The organism is Microcystis aeruginosa NIES-843, from assembly GCF_000010625.1.
GTDB lineage: Bacteria > Cyanobacteriota > Cyanobacteriia > Cyanobacteriales > Microcystaceae > Microcystis > Microcystis aeruginosa.
On the sequence record NC_010296.1, the window covers coordinates 4,986,155 to 5,001,074 of the forward strand.

The 14,920-nt window shown below is 42.3% G+C and carries 12 protein-coding genes, 1 tRNA gene and 3 pseudogenes; 8 read left to right on the forward strand and 8 right to left on the reverse strand.

The features are described 5' to 3' along the window. Nucleotides 1-31: 31 nt before the first annotated feature. Nucleotides 32-1,441 (forward strand): IS4 family transposase, encoded by a 1,410-nt coding sequence (locus MAE_RS23555; protein ID WP_080507112.1) that lies wholly within the window; start codon nt 32-34, stop codon nt 1,439-1,441. Between the two features lie 355 nt (nt 1,442-1,796). On the opposite strand, the pseudogene MAE_RS32840 reads toward MAE_RS23555, so the two are convergent. Beyond that, a pseudogene (locus MAE_RS32840) lies at nt 1,797-1,973 on the reverse strand (IS5/IS1182 family transposase); the annotation flags it as partial. 125 nt (nt 1,974-2,098) lie between these two features. On the opposite strand from MAE_RS32840, the pseudogene MAE_RS23560 reads away from it, so the two are divergent. Then, a pseudogene (locus MAE_RS23560) lies at nt 2,099-3,042 on the forward strand (IS5 family transposase); the annotation flags it as partial. 241 nt (nt 3,043-3,283) lie between these two features. Here MAE_RS23560 and MAE_RS30890 read toward each other — a convergent pair. After that, nucleotides 3,284-3,964 (reverse strand): annotated as a pseudogene (locus tag MAE_RS30890) (IS5-like element ISMae4 family transposase); the annotation flags it as partial. Nucleotides 3,965-4,202: 238 nt separating this feature from the next. Between MAE_RS30890 and MAE_RS23570 the strand changes: the two are divergent. Then, nucleotides 4,203-4,628, forward strand: coding sequence for a lysozyme inhibitor LprI family protein (locus MAE_RS23570; protein ID WP_012267761.1), 426 nt, complete (start codon nt 4,203-4,205; stop codon nt 4,626-4,628). A 59-nt stretch (nt 4,629-4,687) separates the two neighbouring features. Here the strand turns inward: MAE_RS23570 and MAE_RS23575 are convergent. The 5 genes from MAE_RS23575 to MAE_RS23600 all read right to left on the reverse strand — a co-directional run bounded on the left by MAE_RS23575 (nt 4,688) and on the right by MAE_RS23600 (nt 8,651). Then, nucleotides 4,688-4,758, reverse strand: a tRNA-Gly gene (locus MAE_RS23575). Between the two features lie 85 nt (nt 4,759-4,843). Next, nucleotides 4,844-5,581 (reverse strand): HAD family hydrolase, encoded by a 738-nt coding sequence (locus MAE_RS23580; RefSeq protein ID WP_012267762.1) that lies wholly within the window; start codon nt 5,579-5,581, stop codon nt 4,844-4,846. Nucleotides 5,582-5,847: 266 nt separating this feature from the next. After that, the gene (locus MAE_RS23590) at nt 5,848-7,527 is read right to left on the reverse strand and encodes a hypothetical protein (protein ID WP_012267763.1); all 1,680 of its coding nucleotides are present in this window, start codon (nt 7,525-7,527) and stop codon (nt 5,848-5,850) included. A 539-nt stretch (nt 7,528-8,066) separates the two neighbouring features. Further along, nucleotides 8,067-8,318 carry a DUF4926 domain-containing protein gene (locus MAE_RS23595; protein WP_002755998.1) on the reverse strand — a complete coding sequence of 84 codons (252 nt, stop codon included), beginning with the start codon at nt 8,316-8,318 and terminating at the stop codon, nt 8,067-8,069. A 3-nt stretch (nt 8,319-8,321) separates the two neighbouring features. Further along, entirely contained in the window at nt 8,322-8,651 is a 330-nt protein-coding gene (locus MAE_RS23600; RefSeq protein ID WP_002755997.1) for a DUF6883 domain-containing protein, read from the reverse strand. Between the two features lie 222 nt (nt 8,652-8,873). Between MAE_RS23600 and MAE_RS32845 the strand changes: the two genes are divergently transcribed. From MAE_RS32845 to MAE_RS23625, 5 genes are read left to right on the forward strand one after another with little or no spacing between them, the layout of a single operon-like run. Beyond that, the gene (locus MAE_RS32845) at nt 8,874-9,197 is read left to right on the forward strand and encodes a hypothetical protein (protein ID WP_012267764.1); all 324 of its coding nucleotides are present in this window, start codon (nt 8,874-8,876) and stop codon (nt 9,195-9,197) included. A gap of 13 nt (nt 9,198-9,210) precedes the next feature. Then, a complete protein-coding gene (locus tag MAE_RS23610; RefSeq protein ID WP_041804340.1) occupies nt 9,211-10,752 on the forward strand; it encodes a bifunctional pantoate--beta-alanine ligase/(d)CMP kinase in 1,542 nt (513 codons plus the stop codon). 2 nt (nt 10,753-10,754) lie between these two features. After that, nucleotides 10,755-12,578: a phosphodiester glycosidase family protein gene (locus MAE_RS23615; protein WP_012267766.1), complete on the forward strand. Its 1,824-nt coding sequence runs from the start codon at nt 10,755-10,757 to the stop codon at nt 12,576-12,578. A 14-nt stretch (nt 12,579-12,592) separates the two neighbouring features. Further along, nucleotides 12,593-12,916, forward strand: a complete 324-nt coding sequence (locus MAE_RS23620; RefSeq protein ID WP_012267767.1) for a phasin family protein — start codon at nt 12,593-12,595, stop codon at nt 12,914-12,916. 6 nt (nt 12,917-12,922) lie between these two features. Next, nucleotides 12,923-13,441, forward strand: coding sequence for an FKBP-type peptidyl-prolyl cis-trans isomerase (locus MAE_RS23625; protein ID WP_041804342.1), 519 nt, complete (start codon nt 12,923-12,925; stop codon nt 13,439-13,441). A gap of 83 nt (nt 13,442-13,524) precedes the next feature. Here the strand turns inward: MAE_RS23625 and psb28 are convergent, their stop codons facing one another. Next, a complete protein-coding gene (gene psb28 / locus MAE_RS23630; protein ID WP_002796202.1) occupies nt 13,525-13,863 on the reverse strand; it encodes a photosystem II reaction center protein Psb28 in 339 nt (112 codons plus the stop codon). Between the last annotated feature and the right edge of the window lie 1,057 nt (nt 13,864-14,920).

Consider the following 14,920-nt stretch of genomic DNA (forward strand, 5'->3'; position numbering starts at 1 on the left):
AGAAGGAATTAAGGTGGAGGTAAGCAAAAAAATGGAGAAATGGGCAGCCCAAGAATTACAGTATGCAGACCTAGGGGACACCAGAAGAAAGAAAAGGTTAATCAGTATCGTAGAAAACTTGGCCAGCCAACCTAGTACAAGTGTGCCACAAGCCTCGGGAAATCTAGCCGCAGCGAGTGCCACCTACGACTTTTGGAATTCCCCCTATTTTCACCCGTCAGATATAATTGCCGCCCAAGCTAAAAGTACAGTAGAAAGAATCAAAGAACATCCAATAGTTTTGGCAGTGCAAGACACAACAAGTTTAGACTTTACGACCCAAAAAGCCAAAAAAGGAATGGGTTATCTAGATTATAAAAAATCCTTTGGTCTCAAAGTTCATACCACATTAGGAGTGTCAGCGCAAGGAATACCTTTAGGACTGATTAATCAATATGTCTGGGCAAGAGAAGAAAAGAATTTAGGGATTGCCAAGCAACGCAAAAAAAGAGAAACCCAAGAAAAAGAAAGTCAAAGATGGTTAGATTCTTTGTCAGAAACACAACAACAGATACCCGAAGATATTCAAGTAGTAACAATCGGAGATTGTGAGGCAGACATATTTGATTTATTTGCCCAATCAAGAAGTCCTAACTCTCATTTATTAATTCGAGGAACTCATAACCGAAAAGTTAACTATCTCGAAGACAAGCAAAGGTCAGGGCATTCAGAGCCTAAATATTTACATCAATCCATCAGAGAAATAAAAGCCTGTGGGACCTTAGATGTGCAAGTAAAACGCAATCCTAATCACGAGGCTAGACTAGCTAAACTAACAGTTAGATTTGCCAGTTTTGAAATACAAGTACCTAGCCATCACTCCAAGGCGACCCCTCGTCAACCGGTCAAATTACAGGTAATTTTAGCTGAAGAAGAAAATCCGCATAGCGGAGTTAATCCTATCAGTTGGCTGCTCTTAACTAGCCTAGACATTAGTAGCTTTGAATCAGCGATAACCTGTGTGCGCTGGTATAGTTATCGCTGGTTAATAGAACGCTATCATTTTGTTTTAAAAAGTGGTTGTGGATTAGAAAAACTGCAATTAGAAACGGGTCGTAGAATTGAGATGGCCTTAGCTACCTATTCAATTGTAGCTTGGAGATTACTTTGGTTAACCTATCAAGCACGCTTACACGGAGAGGAGAGTTGTGAAAGTTTTTTGGAAGAACATGAATGGCAATCTTTGTGTGCCACTATTCATAAAAAGAGTCCGCCACCTGAAAAGCCGCCCTCCTTTCGAGAAGCGGTCAGAATGATTGCTTCTCTTGGGGGGTTTTTAGGTAGAAAAGGTGACGGTGAACCAGGTGTTAAAACTATTTGGTTGGGACTGCGAAGGTTACATGATATCAGCCAGACTTGGAAACTATCTCATCAAATTAGTCCCCCCATAGAACCCCCTTGAGCCATCTTGCACACTTTTCTCTTTTTGTCAAATTTTATGTTAAGAAAGATGTGACTAATGGATAGCTTATTAAGGGGGGCAGGGGGGATCGAACCTAAAATCCATTTTTAATTTAATTAGAACTCTTGCAAATTAATTATATGTTATAATGATGGGTTAACTAATTTTCCCCAAAAAATTAGTTAATCAGTACATTCGTCCTGAATGAAAACTTGAAGTTTAACTTTTAACTCAAAACTCTTTAGAGCTGCTTTAATTTGGTTATCAAAACCTCTTTATTTAAGCGGCACAAACTATCTCAATTTTTATAATTGAGAATAAATTCTCCTTGACTTGATTAATCTTTAGGCAACTTTTAAGAAGCTGCTATACCTATCCCTAACTCACAGTTATAAATAGCCGCCAACAAGTTAACTCTTAAACTATATCTTCGACGACGATTCCGATATTTACAGGATAAGATTTTAAAGATTTTGAGTTTCCTATTTATAGGTTCAATGATAATCCTTTCTTTAGCTAAAGCCTTGTTATACTAGACCTCTTGCATAATTTTTTTATGGTATAATATAAGGTTTTGCTTTTTTCTCAATTCTTAGATTGAAGTGGAAAAAAGAATAAAATGTGATCTTAGGTCAGGAAATCATCTATAATTTTGCTATGTTTATTAGCAAAATTATGGATTATCAAAACTTATCAGATGAACAATTCAAACGCCGTTTCGGTGTGTATAAACAAACATATAGAAAGATGGTAGAATCAGTAAAAAGTGTTGAAGCCGACTCTAATTCACCATCTAAAAGGGGACCGAAACCTAAACTATCTATAGAAGAACAAGTTTTAGTAACGTTAGAATATTGGCGAGAATATAGAACATATTTTCACATTGGTACAAGCTGGGAACTATCAGAATCAACTATATGTCGGATTGTAAATAAGACGGAAAAAATGCTTTTACAATCGGGAAACTTCCGTTTAAAAGGAAAAAAAGCTTTACTCAATCAAGCAGAGATACCGGTCATAACGGTAATGGATGTAACGGAAACTCCCATTGAACGCCCCCAAAAGAAACAGAAAGATTTTTTGGGGGGTAAAAGAGGTTATCATACTTTAAAATCCCAATTAGTAGCTGATCAAAATACAGAGGAAATTATCTGTGTCTTCTGTGGGAAAGGTAGAGGTCATGATTTTAGTTTATTTAAAAAAAGTCGAGTTCGTTTTCATCCTTTAACTACCAGCATAGAAGACAGTGGTTATCAGGGAATAAGCTTAGACGCACTTACATTGCACTTTAATATCCTGGAACGCCTTGTAGATAGGGATACGAGTAGGAAACTTAAATGCGTCTAAGCTTAGCTGCATACCATAGTAATAGTTATACACCGAAAAAGAAATCGAAAAATAGAAAATTAACAGAGTTAGAAAAAGAGTATAACAAGGCTTTAGCCAAAGAAAGGATTATCATTGAACATATAAATAGGAAACTCAAAATCTTTAAAATCTTATCCTGTAAATATCGGAATCGTCGTCGAAGATATAGTTTAAGAGTTAACTTGTTGGCGGCTATTTATAACTGTGAGTTAGGGATAGGTATAGCAGCTTCTTAAAAGTTGCCTAAAGATTAATCAAGTCAAGGAGAATTTATTCTCAATTTTTATAATTGAGATAGTTTGTGCCGCTTAAATAAAGAGGTTTTGATAACCAAATTAAAGCAGCTCTAAAGAGTTTTGAGTTAAAAGTTAAACTTCAAGTTTTCATTCAGGACAAATGTACTGATTAACTAATTTTTTGGGGAAAATTAGTTAACCCATCATTATAACATATAATTAATTTGCAAGAGTTCTACTCTTTTTCTAACTCTGTTAATTTTCTATTTTTCGATTTCTTTTTCGGTGTATAACTATTACTATGGTATGCAGCTATTCCCTGATAACCACTGTCTTCTATGCTGGTAGTTAAAGGATGAAAACGAACTCGACTTTTTTTAAATAAACTAAAATCATGACCTCTACCTTTCCCACAGAAGACACAGATAATTTCCTCTGTATTTTGATCAGCTACTAATTGGGATTTTAAAGTATGATAACCTCTTTTACCCGAAAAAAAATCTTTCTGTTTCTTTTGGGGGCGTTCAATGGGAGTTTCCGTTACATCCATTACCGTTATGACCGGTATCTCTGCTTGATTGAGTAAAGCTTTTTTTCCTTTTAAACGGAAGTTTCCCGATTGTAAAAGCATTTTTTCCGTCTTATTTACAATCCGACATATAGTTGATTCTGATAGTTCCCAGCTTGTACCAATGTGAAAATATGTTCTATATTCTCGCCAATATTCTAACGTTACTAAAACTTGTTCTTCTATAGATAGTTTAGGTTTCGGTCCCCTTTTAGATGGTGAATTAGAGTCGGCTTCAACACTTTTTACTGATTCTACCATCTTTCTATATGTTTGTTTGTACACACCGAAACGGCGTTTGAATTGTTCATCTGATAAGTTTTGATAATCCATAATTTTGCTAATAAACATAGCAAAATTATAGATGATTTCCTGACCTAAGATCACATTTTATTCTTTTTTCCACTTCAATCTAAGAATTGAGAAAAAAGCAAAACCTTATATTATACCATAAAAAAATTATGCAAGAGGTCTATTATAACCAGCTACTTAAGCAAGCCAACCAACGAATTGAGCAGAATGAAAAAGCTATAGTCGCTTTGATCGCATTTCTGTTATCTTCTTCTTACCCTCATTAAAATAAGTAGCCATGGGTAAGTTTTTACTAACCGTATTAAGCATAGCAAGTTTGTTTGCTGTCGGGATGGCTACCCCTAGCATTGCCAGTCCCACATCTGCAGCGACAAACTTGCAACTAGCTCAACGTCCTAACTGTAACAATCCCCAGACTCAAAGCCAAATGAACATTTGCGCCAGCATCGCTTATCAAAACGCCGATCGCAAGTTAAATCAAGTTTATCGACAACTACTGCCAAAACTGTCAGCTGCTCGCAAACAAAAATTAATTACCGCCCAACAAGCTTGGATTAAGTTTAGAGACAGCAGTTGCGAATTTGAAAGAAGCGCCTATGAGGGAGGCTCTATAGCTCCCATGATTTACGGTAATTGTTTGGCAGCTGTCACCGAGCAGCGTACCAAAGATTTGCGGAGATATTTAGAAGATAGCGATCTCTAAGTCAGAATCGCCGTTGATATTACCGATAATTCCTTAGACGTTTACTGCACAACAGCCTAAGCGGGTGAGGGGAATCGAACCCCTATCATTAGCTTGGAAGGCTAGGGTTTTACCACTAAACTACACCCGCATTTTCTTAGCACTTTCGTTAGTATAACACGAATTGCCGATTTTTGCAAGTAGGGATTTTCAGCTTGTGAATCGCCCCTAGATGGTCATAGATTGCCTAAAAATCCCGATCGCTCGGTTATTTCCCCGATTTGGCTAAAAGTTTTCTCCACGCGATCGAGGTCTAGTTGGGAGAAATTATCGATCGCCCAGTTGGACACTCTCTGCATAAAATGGAAGGGATAGGTATGAGCGATTCCCACCACCTGCATTCCCGCTCTTTTTGCCGCTTCGCAACCGGCAAAAGTATCTTCAATCACCAGACATTCCCAGGGTTGCAACTGTAGATTAAAATTCCAACGATTGAATCTTTCTACGGCCAGTAAATAACCATCCGGTTGAGGTTTACTGGTGCTAATCTCATCACCGGTGACAATGACACTAAAGTAATCCCCAAGGCCCGTCTGTTGCAAGATCGATTCTACTTCCGAGCGTATTGCTCCCGTCACCAAACCGATTTGTAGATCCCTGGCCTTAACCCGTTTTAAAAAAGAGTATATCTCTTCATAAATAGGAAGTTTCTCTAATTTTCCTAATCTTTCTCGGTATAAACTCGCTTTTTTGTTAATTAACTTGGTCAGATACTCCTCGGTTACTTGACGACCGCGACGGGTGAGAACATTACGCAAACAGACGCGATCGCTTCTTCCCAGACATAACTCCGCAAATTCCGACCCTAGGTGCAGTAAATTTTCTCCGAGCAAGATTTCATTGATTAACTCTTGATGGATCGGTTCATCATTGATGATCACCCCATTAAAATCGAACAGAACAGCCTTTAACATCAATCTTAGACAGAAAAGCTAATAAATACTCACTGTTCTTGATTATACTAAAGTTTTTCGTTGGGGCCAGGTGTGGGTAAGCTAAGACCCATTTTCCCCCAATCCCCAACTCCCCACCCCCCCGACATCGGGGGGGTCGGGGGGGTGGGTAGGGTTGATTCATGAATCAACCCTACCTTGAATCAACCCTACTATGAATCAACCCTAGGGGCAGGGGGGGGGAGATTCGGCTAATCTAAGAATAAGCGGTTTAAATGCGTCTTAGCTTACAAGCTAGAAGAACAGCAAGTTTTCCATTTTTGGGCGATAGAAAGGATTAATGCTTTTTCTGCTAGGGGTAAATTGGCAGCCTGTCGGTCGATTATATCCCTTAATTCCCCGATAATCCGATCTCTAGTCCCTCGGGAGTCACTTCTCTGGACTAAAGCCATTTCTGTGATAACTCGATTTAAACTGCTGATAGCTTGCCAAGTTTGCGGACGTAATGACGGTTCTGCGGCAATGGGGGCAACTTTCAGGGAAGCGATACTATCGAGAGTTGCAGCCTGACTAAATCGGTGTAAAGTTTGGGCGAGGCTATACATTTCTTCCCCGTAGGCGAGGGAACGTACCACAGCAAAGGCTTTTTCGGCTTTTTCGGTGTCCCGTTGGCGAAGATCCCAAAAACCAGCGGCGGCGGCGCGAGCAGGAGTGTCTAGACGGATTTGGCTGTCACGAAGAGAAAACGGTTTCGCCGACGCATATTTTAACAATTGCCAATCGGAGGGATTTTCTGCCAGACGGGAGACGCGATAGATAATTTCTGCCTCTGGGAATTGCGGTAAAACGCGATTAACGGCGGCAAGGACAGGAATAAACTGGCGGCTGTACCGAAGGTATTGATTGAGGTTATTAATAGCTGTTTCCCAGTCTTGCTGTAACCATTGTTGTAGAGTCGAGGTTAACCCCGGCAGCGGTAGAAGGGTAATACGGGGAAAAAGTCGCCCTTGGGGGCCTGCCAAAAGCCCGATTAGCCAATTATCAAGACGGAAAAAGGCGAATATAAACACCACGCCCAACACCCCGCCCGACACCCCGCCCCACACCACGCCCGACACCACGCCCAACACCACGCCCCGCACCCCGCCCGACATCACGCCCAACACCACGCCCCACATCACGCCCGACATCACGCCCCACATCACGCCCGACATCACGCCCGACATCACGCCCGACATCACGCCCCACACCCCGCCCCACACACCGCTCCACACACCGCCCAACACCACGATCAACACCCCGCCCAACACCACGCCCGACATCACGCCCAACACCCCGCCCGACACCACGCCCCACACACCGCCCCACACACCGCCCAACACCACGATCAACACCACGATCAACACCCCGCCCAACACCACGCCCGACATCACGCCCAACACCCCGCCCCACACCACGCCCCACACACCGCCCCACACACCGCCCGACACCACGATCAACACCCCGCCCAACACCACGCCCCACACCCCGCCCAACACCCCGCCCGACATCACGCCCAACACCACGCCCAACACCACGCCCAACACCACGCCCAACGCCACGCCCAACGCCACGCCCGACACCACGCCCAACGCCACGCCCGACACCACGCCCAACGCCACGCCCCACACCACGCCCGACGCCACGCCCGACAGCACGCCCACCCAATTAACAGAAAGTCCTAAATTTGCTGCTATGCTACAGATAATCAGAGGGGTAATTACAGTTAAGAGAAGACCCTGAATCCTTAGACGCAATTGTACGGGATGGTTATCGCCGCCGCCTCTCGTTTCCACATACCAGCGCACTGCTTGGGGAAAATAAAACACCCAGTACAACAGCAAAAGATAATCAAAAGGATTCCATAAAGATAAATTGCGTCTGAGTTTAGGGGCGAGATTAATGGTGGGGACGGTGCTTTCCTTCATAATTTCTATCTCTAGCTATTTACCCGGTGATGGTTTATTAAGTAGGTAGGTGTTAACTGTCAAACACCCCCCTTATCAAGGGGGGATTAAGGGGGGATCAAACCCCCCTTATCAAGGGGGGCAGGGGGGATCAAACCCCCTCAAGGTAGGGTTGATTCATGAATCAACCCTACTATGAATCAACCCTAGGGGGCAAGGGGATCAAAGACAAAATCTATCTTCTATTTAATCAGAACCACTTAATTATCGGAACTAAAAAAGGCTTATATATATTTAGGCACGGATTCCCATTATAATAAAAAGTATAGGTCAAATCGAGGGATTTTGTCAAGTCTTTTTTAGCATTAATCTATATAATTGTCGGGTTGCTTACCAGTCATTGTCCTGAAAAAAATTAGGTTCTTCTATTTGTGTTATCCAATGGAGGGGGTTATAAGGAATGAAACCCCGATAGAGACAGACATTACTGCGATTTTTGTCAATTGTTTTCGCTCTAGAACGAACTAATCAATTAAGTCTCTTGCCAGATCAGGATTTAGTCAATTTATGCCCCTATATCGAACCATACCAAGTAACGAAGAACCTTCTTTTTCCTCTTCTTGAATCGCCGATTTCGGGACAATGACGACGTTAACCGATTCTTCTACTTCGTTGAATAGTTCTAAAACATATCCTTCCTCACCCCCCTTCGGATGGGCAACTATATCGACAAGAATCGCCGAATCACCCTGCTTAAGATTGTATTCGGGAACGTCGCGGGCTAGGGTCACTTCTTCGTATAGTTGCGCCATGGTTTATTTTTCCTTTCGAGGTTTGAGGGTGATAAATTGAAATTGATGATCTAGATTTCGTTTTAGCCAAATCGTGACAACGGATAGGGGAACTTGATTACTGCTGATTAATTCCCCCTCGACTCGATAGAAGGTTCCGTATTCGTTGGTAAGATCTTCGATGGCGGGATTGGTTTGAATTAGTTGGATGAGGGCGGTTTTTAGTGCATCGGGATTAGCGAGGGTAAAGCCAGCGCGGGCGAGGTATTTTGATTTGTCATCTTTGGGGCGAAATTTGAGGAGATATTTAGTTATTTTATCATCGGGAATTAGGGAGTCGCTAGGCAGGTACATCGGATCGAGAGAATTTTGTTTGATTTTACCTTGAATTGAAGTTTTAATATCGATTAACTGATCAAGTGTATTAATTGATATTGTTTCAAGTTTTTTTTGGGGTTGTAATTGCAGAAAGTTTTTTGAAATAGTCCGGACTAAAAAGGCTTATATATATTTCGGCACGGATTACCATTATACTAGAAAGTATAGGTCAAATCGAGGGATTTTGTCAAGTCTTTTTTGCCATTAATCTATATAATTGTCGGGTTGCTTACCGGTCATTGTCCTGAAAAAAATTATGCCCTGGTTTGTCAAACAAGCATATATGCAGCGTTTAATCAAGTCAGTCCCGATGAAAAAATTTTCACCCCCACAGATGAAAGAGGTTTCTTTCCCTACACCCCACACCCCACACCCTCTTTCAAGTCAGGACGGGAGACAAAAACGAGTTATTGGCTAGAAAGAGGCGATGGGATGTTATTATTTAAAACCGATTCCCTGGAAGCAGCCGAATCGATCATCGGGCAGCATCCCCTGGCGAATAGTAGTGGAATAGGCTATTAAAGGAGTGAACCCTGTGCAAATATTCACAACAATCCCCGGTTTACGCACTTTTTTGGCTGATTATCGCCATGATCATAGTATTGCCCTCGTGCCAACCATGGGCGCTCTCCATAAAGGTCATGCTAGTCTAATTCGACGCGCAGTGACGGAAGCGGAGGTAACTGTGGTCAGTATTTTTGTTAATCCTCTACAATTTGCCCCCACAGAGGATTTTTCTCGCTATCCCCGCAGCCTTGACAGCGATCGCCAACTGTGTGAATCTTTGGGAGTTGCTGCTATTTTTGCTCCCAGTGCGGAAACTTTAGGAATTGGTAATTCTGAGGAGATAACCGCAGTTGTTCCCCCGATTTCTCTGACTAGCGGGTTATGTGGTGCTTTTCGTCCGGGACATTTTCAGGGAGTAGCCACAATTGTCACGCGGTTGTTTAATATTATTGCACCGACGATCGCCTATTTTGGCGAAAAGGATGCTCAACAGTTAGCGATTATCCGGCAATTAGTCAGGGATTTAAATTTAGCGATCGAGATTCGCGCTTGTGCTACAGTGCGAGAAACATCGGGATTAGCAGTTAGTTCTCGCAATCAGTATCTATCGGCCACAGAAAAGGAAAAAGCGACAATTATCGCCCAAAGTTTGCAATTAGCCCTCGAAAGTTTTCGTTTAGGGGAAAGACAAAGGGAAAAACTACTGGCTATTGTCCAAAAAAATCTGGACAGAGTACCAGAATTTCGCCCTCAGTATCTGGATTTAGTCCATCCCCAGAGTTTACAACCGATCGAGCAGATCGAGACAGGGGGCTTATTAGCGATCGCCGGATCGATCGGTCAAACCCGTTTAATTGATAATATTATCTTGCGTCAACGTCGGGCAGTTATCGCTATTGATGGGCCTGCTGGAGCGGGAAAATCGACGGTAACGCGCTTAGTAGCGGAAAAATTGGGGTTAACCTATCTCGATACCGGTGCGATGTATCGCGCGGTGACATGGTTAGTGGTGAATTCCGGTCTGGATTTGTCCGCAGAAGCGGCCATCGCCGAGTTATTATCTTTAGCGAAGATAGCAATAATTCCGGCCGATAGTCCCGAAAATGTGACTATAGTGAAGATTAACGGGCAAGATGTGACTTTAGAGATTCGCTCTCCCGCAATTACCTCGCAAGTGTCCAGAATTGCCGCTCAAAAAGCGGTGCGACAGCAGTTAGTCACCCTGCAAAGACAGCTGGGAATGTCGGGGGGAATAGTTGTGGAAGGTCGGGATATTGGTACTAATGTTTTTCCAGAAGCGGAATTAAAGATTTTCTTGACAGCGACACCCGAAGAAAGAGCGAGAAGGAGATTAAAAGACTTAGAAGCGCAGGGAAATGGAGGTATTAGTCTCGCAGAATTAACCCAAGAGATTGAAAAAAGGGATTATTTGGATAGTAATCGCTCCCTAGCACCCCTGCGAAAAGCCGCAGATGCGATCGAAGTTAATACCGATCATCTCAGTATTACAGAAGTCACGGAAAAAATCATTGCTCTTTATCATCTTAACTCAGGTAATTTAGGGAGATAATTATGCAGTTAAATTATCTGAATTTATCATCTATCTGTGTAACGGTAACTTCCTTGATAATTCTTGGCAGTCCAGCTATATCTTTAGCCGATCATAGATCACCAATAACTTTAGCTTCTAGGGATTTATCGAACCAGCAACAGGGACGAACAATTATTCTTAATGGTCGTTCTTTGTCCGTACCTTGGCGACAGTGGACAGCAGCAAATAATACCAGAATCGCCATGGGTGACACGGGAGCAAGACAATTATTCGGCATGGATTTTCTTAGCACAAATGATCCGAAAAAGCAACCGATCAACTGGTTTAATTTACAAACTTTATCAGCTAATTTGATCAATTCCGATCGCTGGCTAGACGTTACGGATATTTTACTAACCATGGGGGCAACAACCACTATTAATGGCGATAGTTTAACTATTAACTTTGCTGCTCCCCAGATGCAAGATATTCAGCTAGAAAATTATGGAGCAGTACAAAGGATTATTATTCAACTCGATCGCCCGACCTTTTGGCAAGTTAGTCAGGCAAAAAATCAAGCAGTGATTACCCTAGAAGGAAATGCCCAACAATCCCTTATCTCTAGGTTTCAACCCCAAACTATCAGCAACAGTAACCAAAATAACGATGAAGATGATCTAGGTAACTCCAATAATAACTTACCCACTCAGATCACTTCCTTAGAAAATAATGGAGTGATCAGTCGTTTAAAAATTAACCTTCCCACTGCCTACGGATTACAGATCAGCAGTGTGGATAATCCTCCCCGAATTATCATTGATTCTCGTCCCGACGCTATGGATGAAAAGCGCATTGTTTGGCAACCAGGGTTAATCTGGAATCAAAAATATATCCAGTTAGATCAAGATTGGTTTCCCGTGACTTGGTTAGAAATCGATCCCAGAAATCCTCAGATAACTATTAAACCAATCACCGCTAATTCCACCTCAATGCGCGGCACTAATCCCCTGATCACGATTAATAGCGAAAGTAATGCAGTAGCGATGATTAATGGCGGCTTTTTTAATCGTAATAATCAGTTACCTTTGGGGGCAATTCGTGTGGATGGCAAATGGTTATCCGGACCAATTTTAAACCGAGGAGCGATCGCATGGGATAATCGTGGTAAAATCAGGATCGATCGCCTCAGTTTAGAGGAAACTCTCATTACTGCCACCGGACAACGTTTTCCCCTAACCCAGTTAAATAGTGCCTTCCTAACAGCCGGCTGCAGTCGTTATACTCGTGATTGGGGAAGTAATTATCATCCCCTCACCGAGCGGGAAACCGGGTTAGTCGTCCAAGGCGATCGCGTGACGGAGAAATTAAATAATCTTTTCCCACAGGATAGTATAAAAATACCGGAAAACGGCTATTTAGTCATCTGCCGAAAGACAGATATTAGTTTAAATATTGGTGAAAGAGTCAACCTCGATAGCGTCACCCTACCGGGAGATTTTGCTAATTATCCCCAGATTTTAGGTGCAGGTCCCCTATTATTGCAGAATGGACGCATAGTTTTAGATGGAAATGCCGAAAAATTTAGTCCTGCATTCCAAAATCAACAAGCTTCCCGCAGTGCGATCGCAGTCAGCCGAGAAGGAAAAATTTTGCTAGTGGCTATCCATAATCGCGTCGGGGGACGGGGGGCAACTTTAGGCGAATTAGCCCGAATTTTGCTGTTAATGGCGGCAAAGGACGGTTTAAACCTAGATGGGGGTAGTTCCACTGGGATAGCCTTGGCGGGTTATCTACTCGATCGCTCTGCCGTTACCGCCGCAAAAGTCCATAATGGAATAGGGATATTTTTGTCCCCGTCTCCTTGAAAAGTGTGAAAACAATGGATAATAGCGACTGGATTAAACAATTGCTGCTGATGGGTATTGGCACTACTTCCATGGTGGCAGAAAAGATCAAAGAAGTGAGCGACGAATTAGTAAAAGACGGTAAAATCAATTCCGATCAGGCTAAAAACTTTGTCGATGATCTGATGACACAGATGAAGTCCGAACAAGGGAGCTTCGAGAATAACTTAGAACGCTATGTCCGCAATATCTTGCAGGATTTAGGGGTTCCCCGACAATCGGAAATGGACGAACTGCGGGGAAGGATTGATAGATTAGAACGGCAGGTGAGAGACTTAGAGAATAAACTCTGGCGTTAGGGAACTATGAAATCAATGCGCGAAATCTTGCTCAGTTTTGCTATTATTGCGGTTTGTGGCTTATTTTTAATCGTTGCTTCCCTCTTTGGTGGAGGGGAAAAAACCAATGCGATCGCCGCAGAAACCAATCCACCCGCTATCACTCAAACTATTAATAAGGAAATCATCTCCATGGATTTAGATCAAGCAGTCACCACCGATTCGGGACTAAAATACATCGATATCGTGGAAGGAACCGGAGAAACTCCCCAAAAAGGTCAAAAAGTGACTGTTCACTATACGGGAACCCTGACAGACGGCAAAAAATTCGATAGTTCCAAGGATCGCAATCAACCTTTTACCTTTACCATTGGAGTTGGTCAAGTGATCAAAGGATGGGATGAGGGAGTCGCATCGATGAAAGTCGGTGGGCAGCGTACCTTAATTATCCCCCCAGAATTGGGTTATGGTGCGCGGGGTGCCGGTGGGGTAATTCCTGCCAACGCGACTTTACTTTTCGATGTGGAATTGTTGGCAGTTAAATAGGTTTTTCCTCTGATTTTTCACTTTTACCCGCATCGATCCCGAATGCGGGTTTTTTGACAAATTGCCAGAAGCTAAGGGCCAAATCAGGAAGATTTAGTAAATTCTAGACCGTTTTCGCTACCGTAACGTTCCATAAAACGCATAAAACGATCCCACTCTGCGGGAGAATTGAAAATAACCGTAGCTTCGATCGCCATGGGTTTACCGTTGATAAATTTGCCTTTTACTTTCGTGGTGACGATTTCCCCTTCCTCATCGATGAGATACATCCCCGTGATTTCCTCGGTTTGTTGATCTCCGAGGATAGTCGGTTGCTTAAAATAAAATTCTGCCGATCCCTTCTCTCCCGTTTTAGTGCGACTTAAGCGGATATCGGGAACAACAGGTTCTTTTAACCCCTTGGAAAACTGAATTTCTGCCATTACTTTTCTTTATCCTTGTCATGAAATACACATTTCTAGATCATCTCACACCAAGTCGCAAGTAAAAAGCAGATGGGACAGCATAAGCTCAAAATATCAATACCAATATCATTTTTCCTTATTCGTAGCAGGCCTATCCATTAGTCATACTAAATCCTATTTAAAAGGTATAGGAGAGTGGAGAGTGGGGAGTGGGGAGCAGGGAGCGGGGAGCAGGGAAAAACAATCCATAACTTGGGAGTTAATCACACTATTAAAAACGGATTCGGTGTCACATCTTTCTTAACACAAAATTTGACAAAAAGACAAAAGTATGCAAAGTGGCTCAAGTTGGTTCTCTGGAAGTAACTAATTTGATGGAATAGTTCCGGCGTTCTAGTCGGTCGTTAATTTCCATGCCCTCTATAATACAGCCCCTGTCAGGGTTCTGTCCCTTCTCAATTAAAACTTTTTATTGCGCTGACTAATTACGCGTGTTTTAGCTTACTTGTGTCCTTAAATACTTCTTTTACTGCGTCAAATCACACAAGTCTTTGTATAAAAGTTGTACGATCATAGTCAGACTAAATTAAATTGTTGCCATTGCTTCCCGTTTCTCATCCAGACTGTGTTGAGATTTGTCAAAGCTAATTGCAAAAGTAATCTTTTACATCCAATGGTTTTTAAGTCTGTTAGCACGCTATGTCTATCCTAAACAAAGAAAATCTTAAGCTGGAAGCTCTCAACCTGTCTCAAAAATACCAAAAAACAGCCTTCTGGCAGAGGGGTTGGGGGTGAGGGCAATTAACCATCTCTGCCATTACCTTTGAAAAATTTGACTTAAACAAATTATGAATAGATATGCAGTAGACCTCTTGCAAAAGTCTTAAGTCGATCCTTGTACAGCAACATTTTTGAAGATTATCAACTACTAATAAATAATTAACTGAAAGTCCCTCCTATTATTGTTTCTATCGTTTGTTTTCGGATTTATGCAAGAGGTCTAGTCTATTAGCAGTTATCTTAACAGTGAGATACGAAGTTTCTGGTTTTAGAGAACGACGGAACGGCGGAACCT

Bases quoted from the DNA above. Each gene is read 5' to 3' on its own strand.
- MAE_RS23580 (WP_012267762.1), bottom strand. From the start codon at position 5,581: ATGTTAAAGGCTGTTCTGTTCGATTTTAATGGGGTGATCATCAATGAT.
- psb28 (WP_002796202.1), bottom strand. From the start codon at position 13,863: ATGGCAGAAATTCAGTTTTCCAAGGGGTTAAAAGAACCTGTTGTTCCC.
- MAE_RS23600 (WP_002755997.1), bottom strand. From the start codon at position 8,651: ATGTACCTGCCTAGCGACTCCCTAATTCCCGATGATAAAATAACTAAA.
- MAE_RS23615 (WP_012267766.1), top strand. From the start codon at position 10,755: ATGCAGTTAAATTATCTGAATTTATCATCTATCTGTGTAACGGTAACT.
- MAE_RS23590 (WP_012267763.1), bottom strand. From the start codon at position 7,527: ATGAAGGAAAGCACCGTCCCCACCATTAATCTCGCCCCTAAACTCAGA.
- MAE_RS23595 (WP_002755998.1), bottom strand. From the start codon at position 8,318: ATGGCGCAACTATACGAAGAAGTGACCCTAGCCCGCGACGTTCCCGAA.
- MAE_RS23555 (WP_080507112.1), top strand. From the start codon at position 32: ATGGAGAAATGGGCAGCCCAAGAATTACAGTATGCAGACCTAGGGGAC.
- MAE_RS23570 (WP_012267761.1), top strand. From the start codon at position 4,203: ATGGGTAAGTTTTTACTAACCGTATTAAGCATAGCAAGTTTGTTTGCT.
- MAE_RS23620 (WP_012267767.1), top strand. From the start codon at position 12,593: ATGGATAATAGCGACTGGATTAAACAATTGCTGCTGATGGGTATTGGC.
- MAE_RS23625 (WP_041804342.1), top strand. From the start codon at position 12,923: ATGAAATCAATGCGCGAAATCTTGCTCAGTTTTGCTATTATTGCGGTT.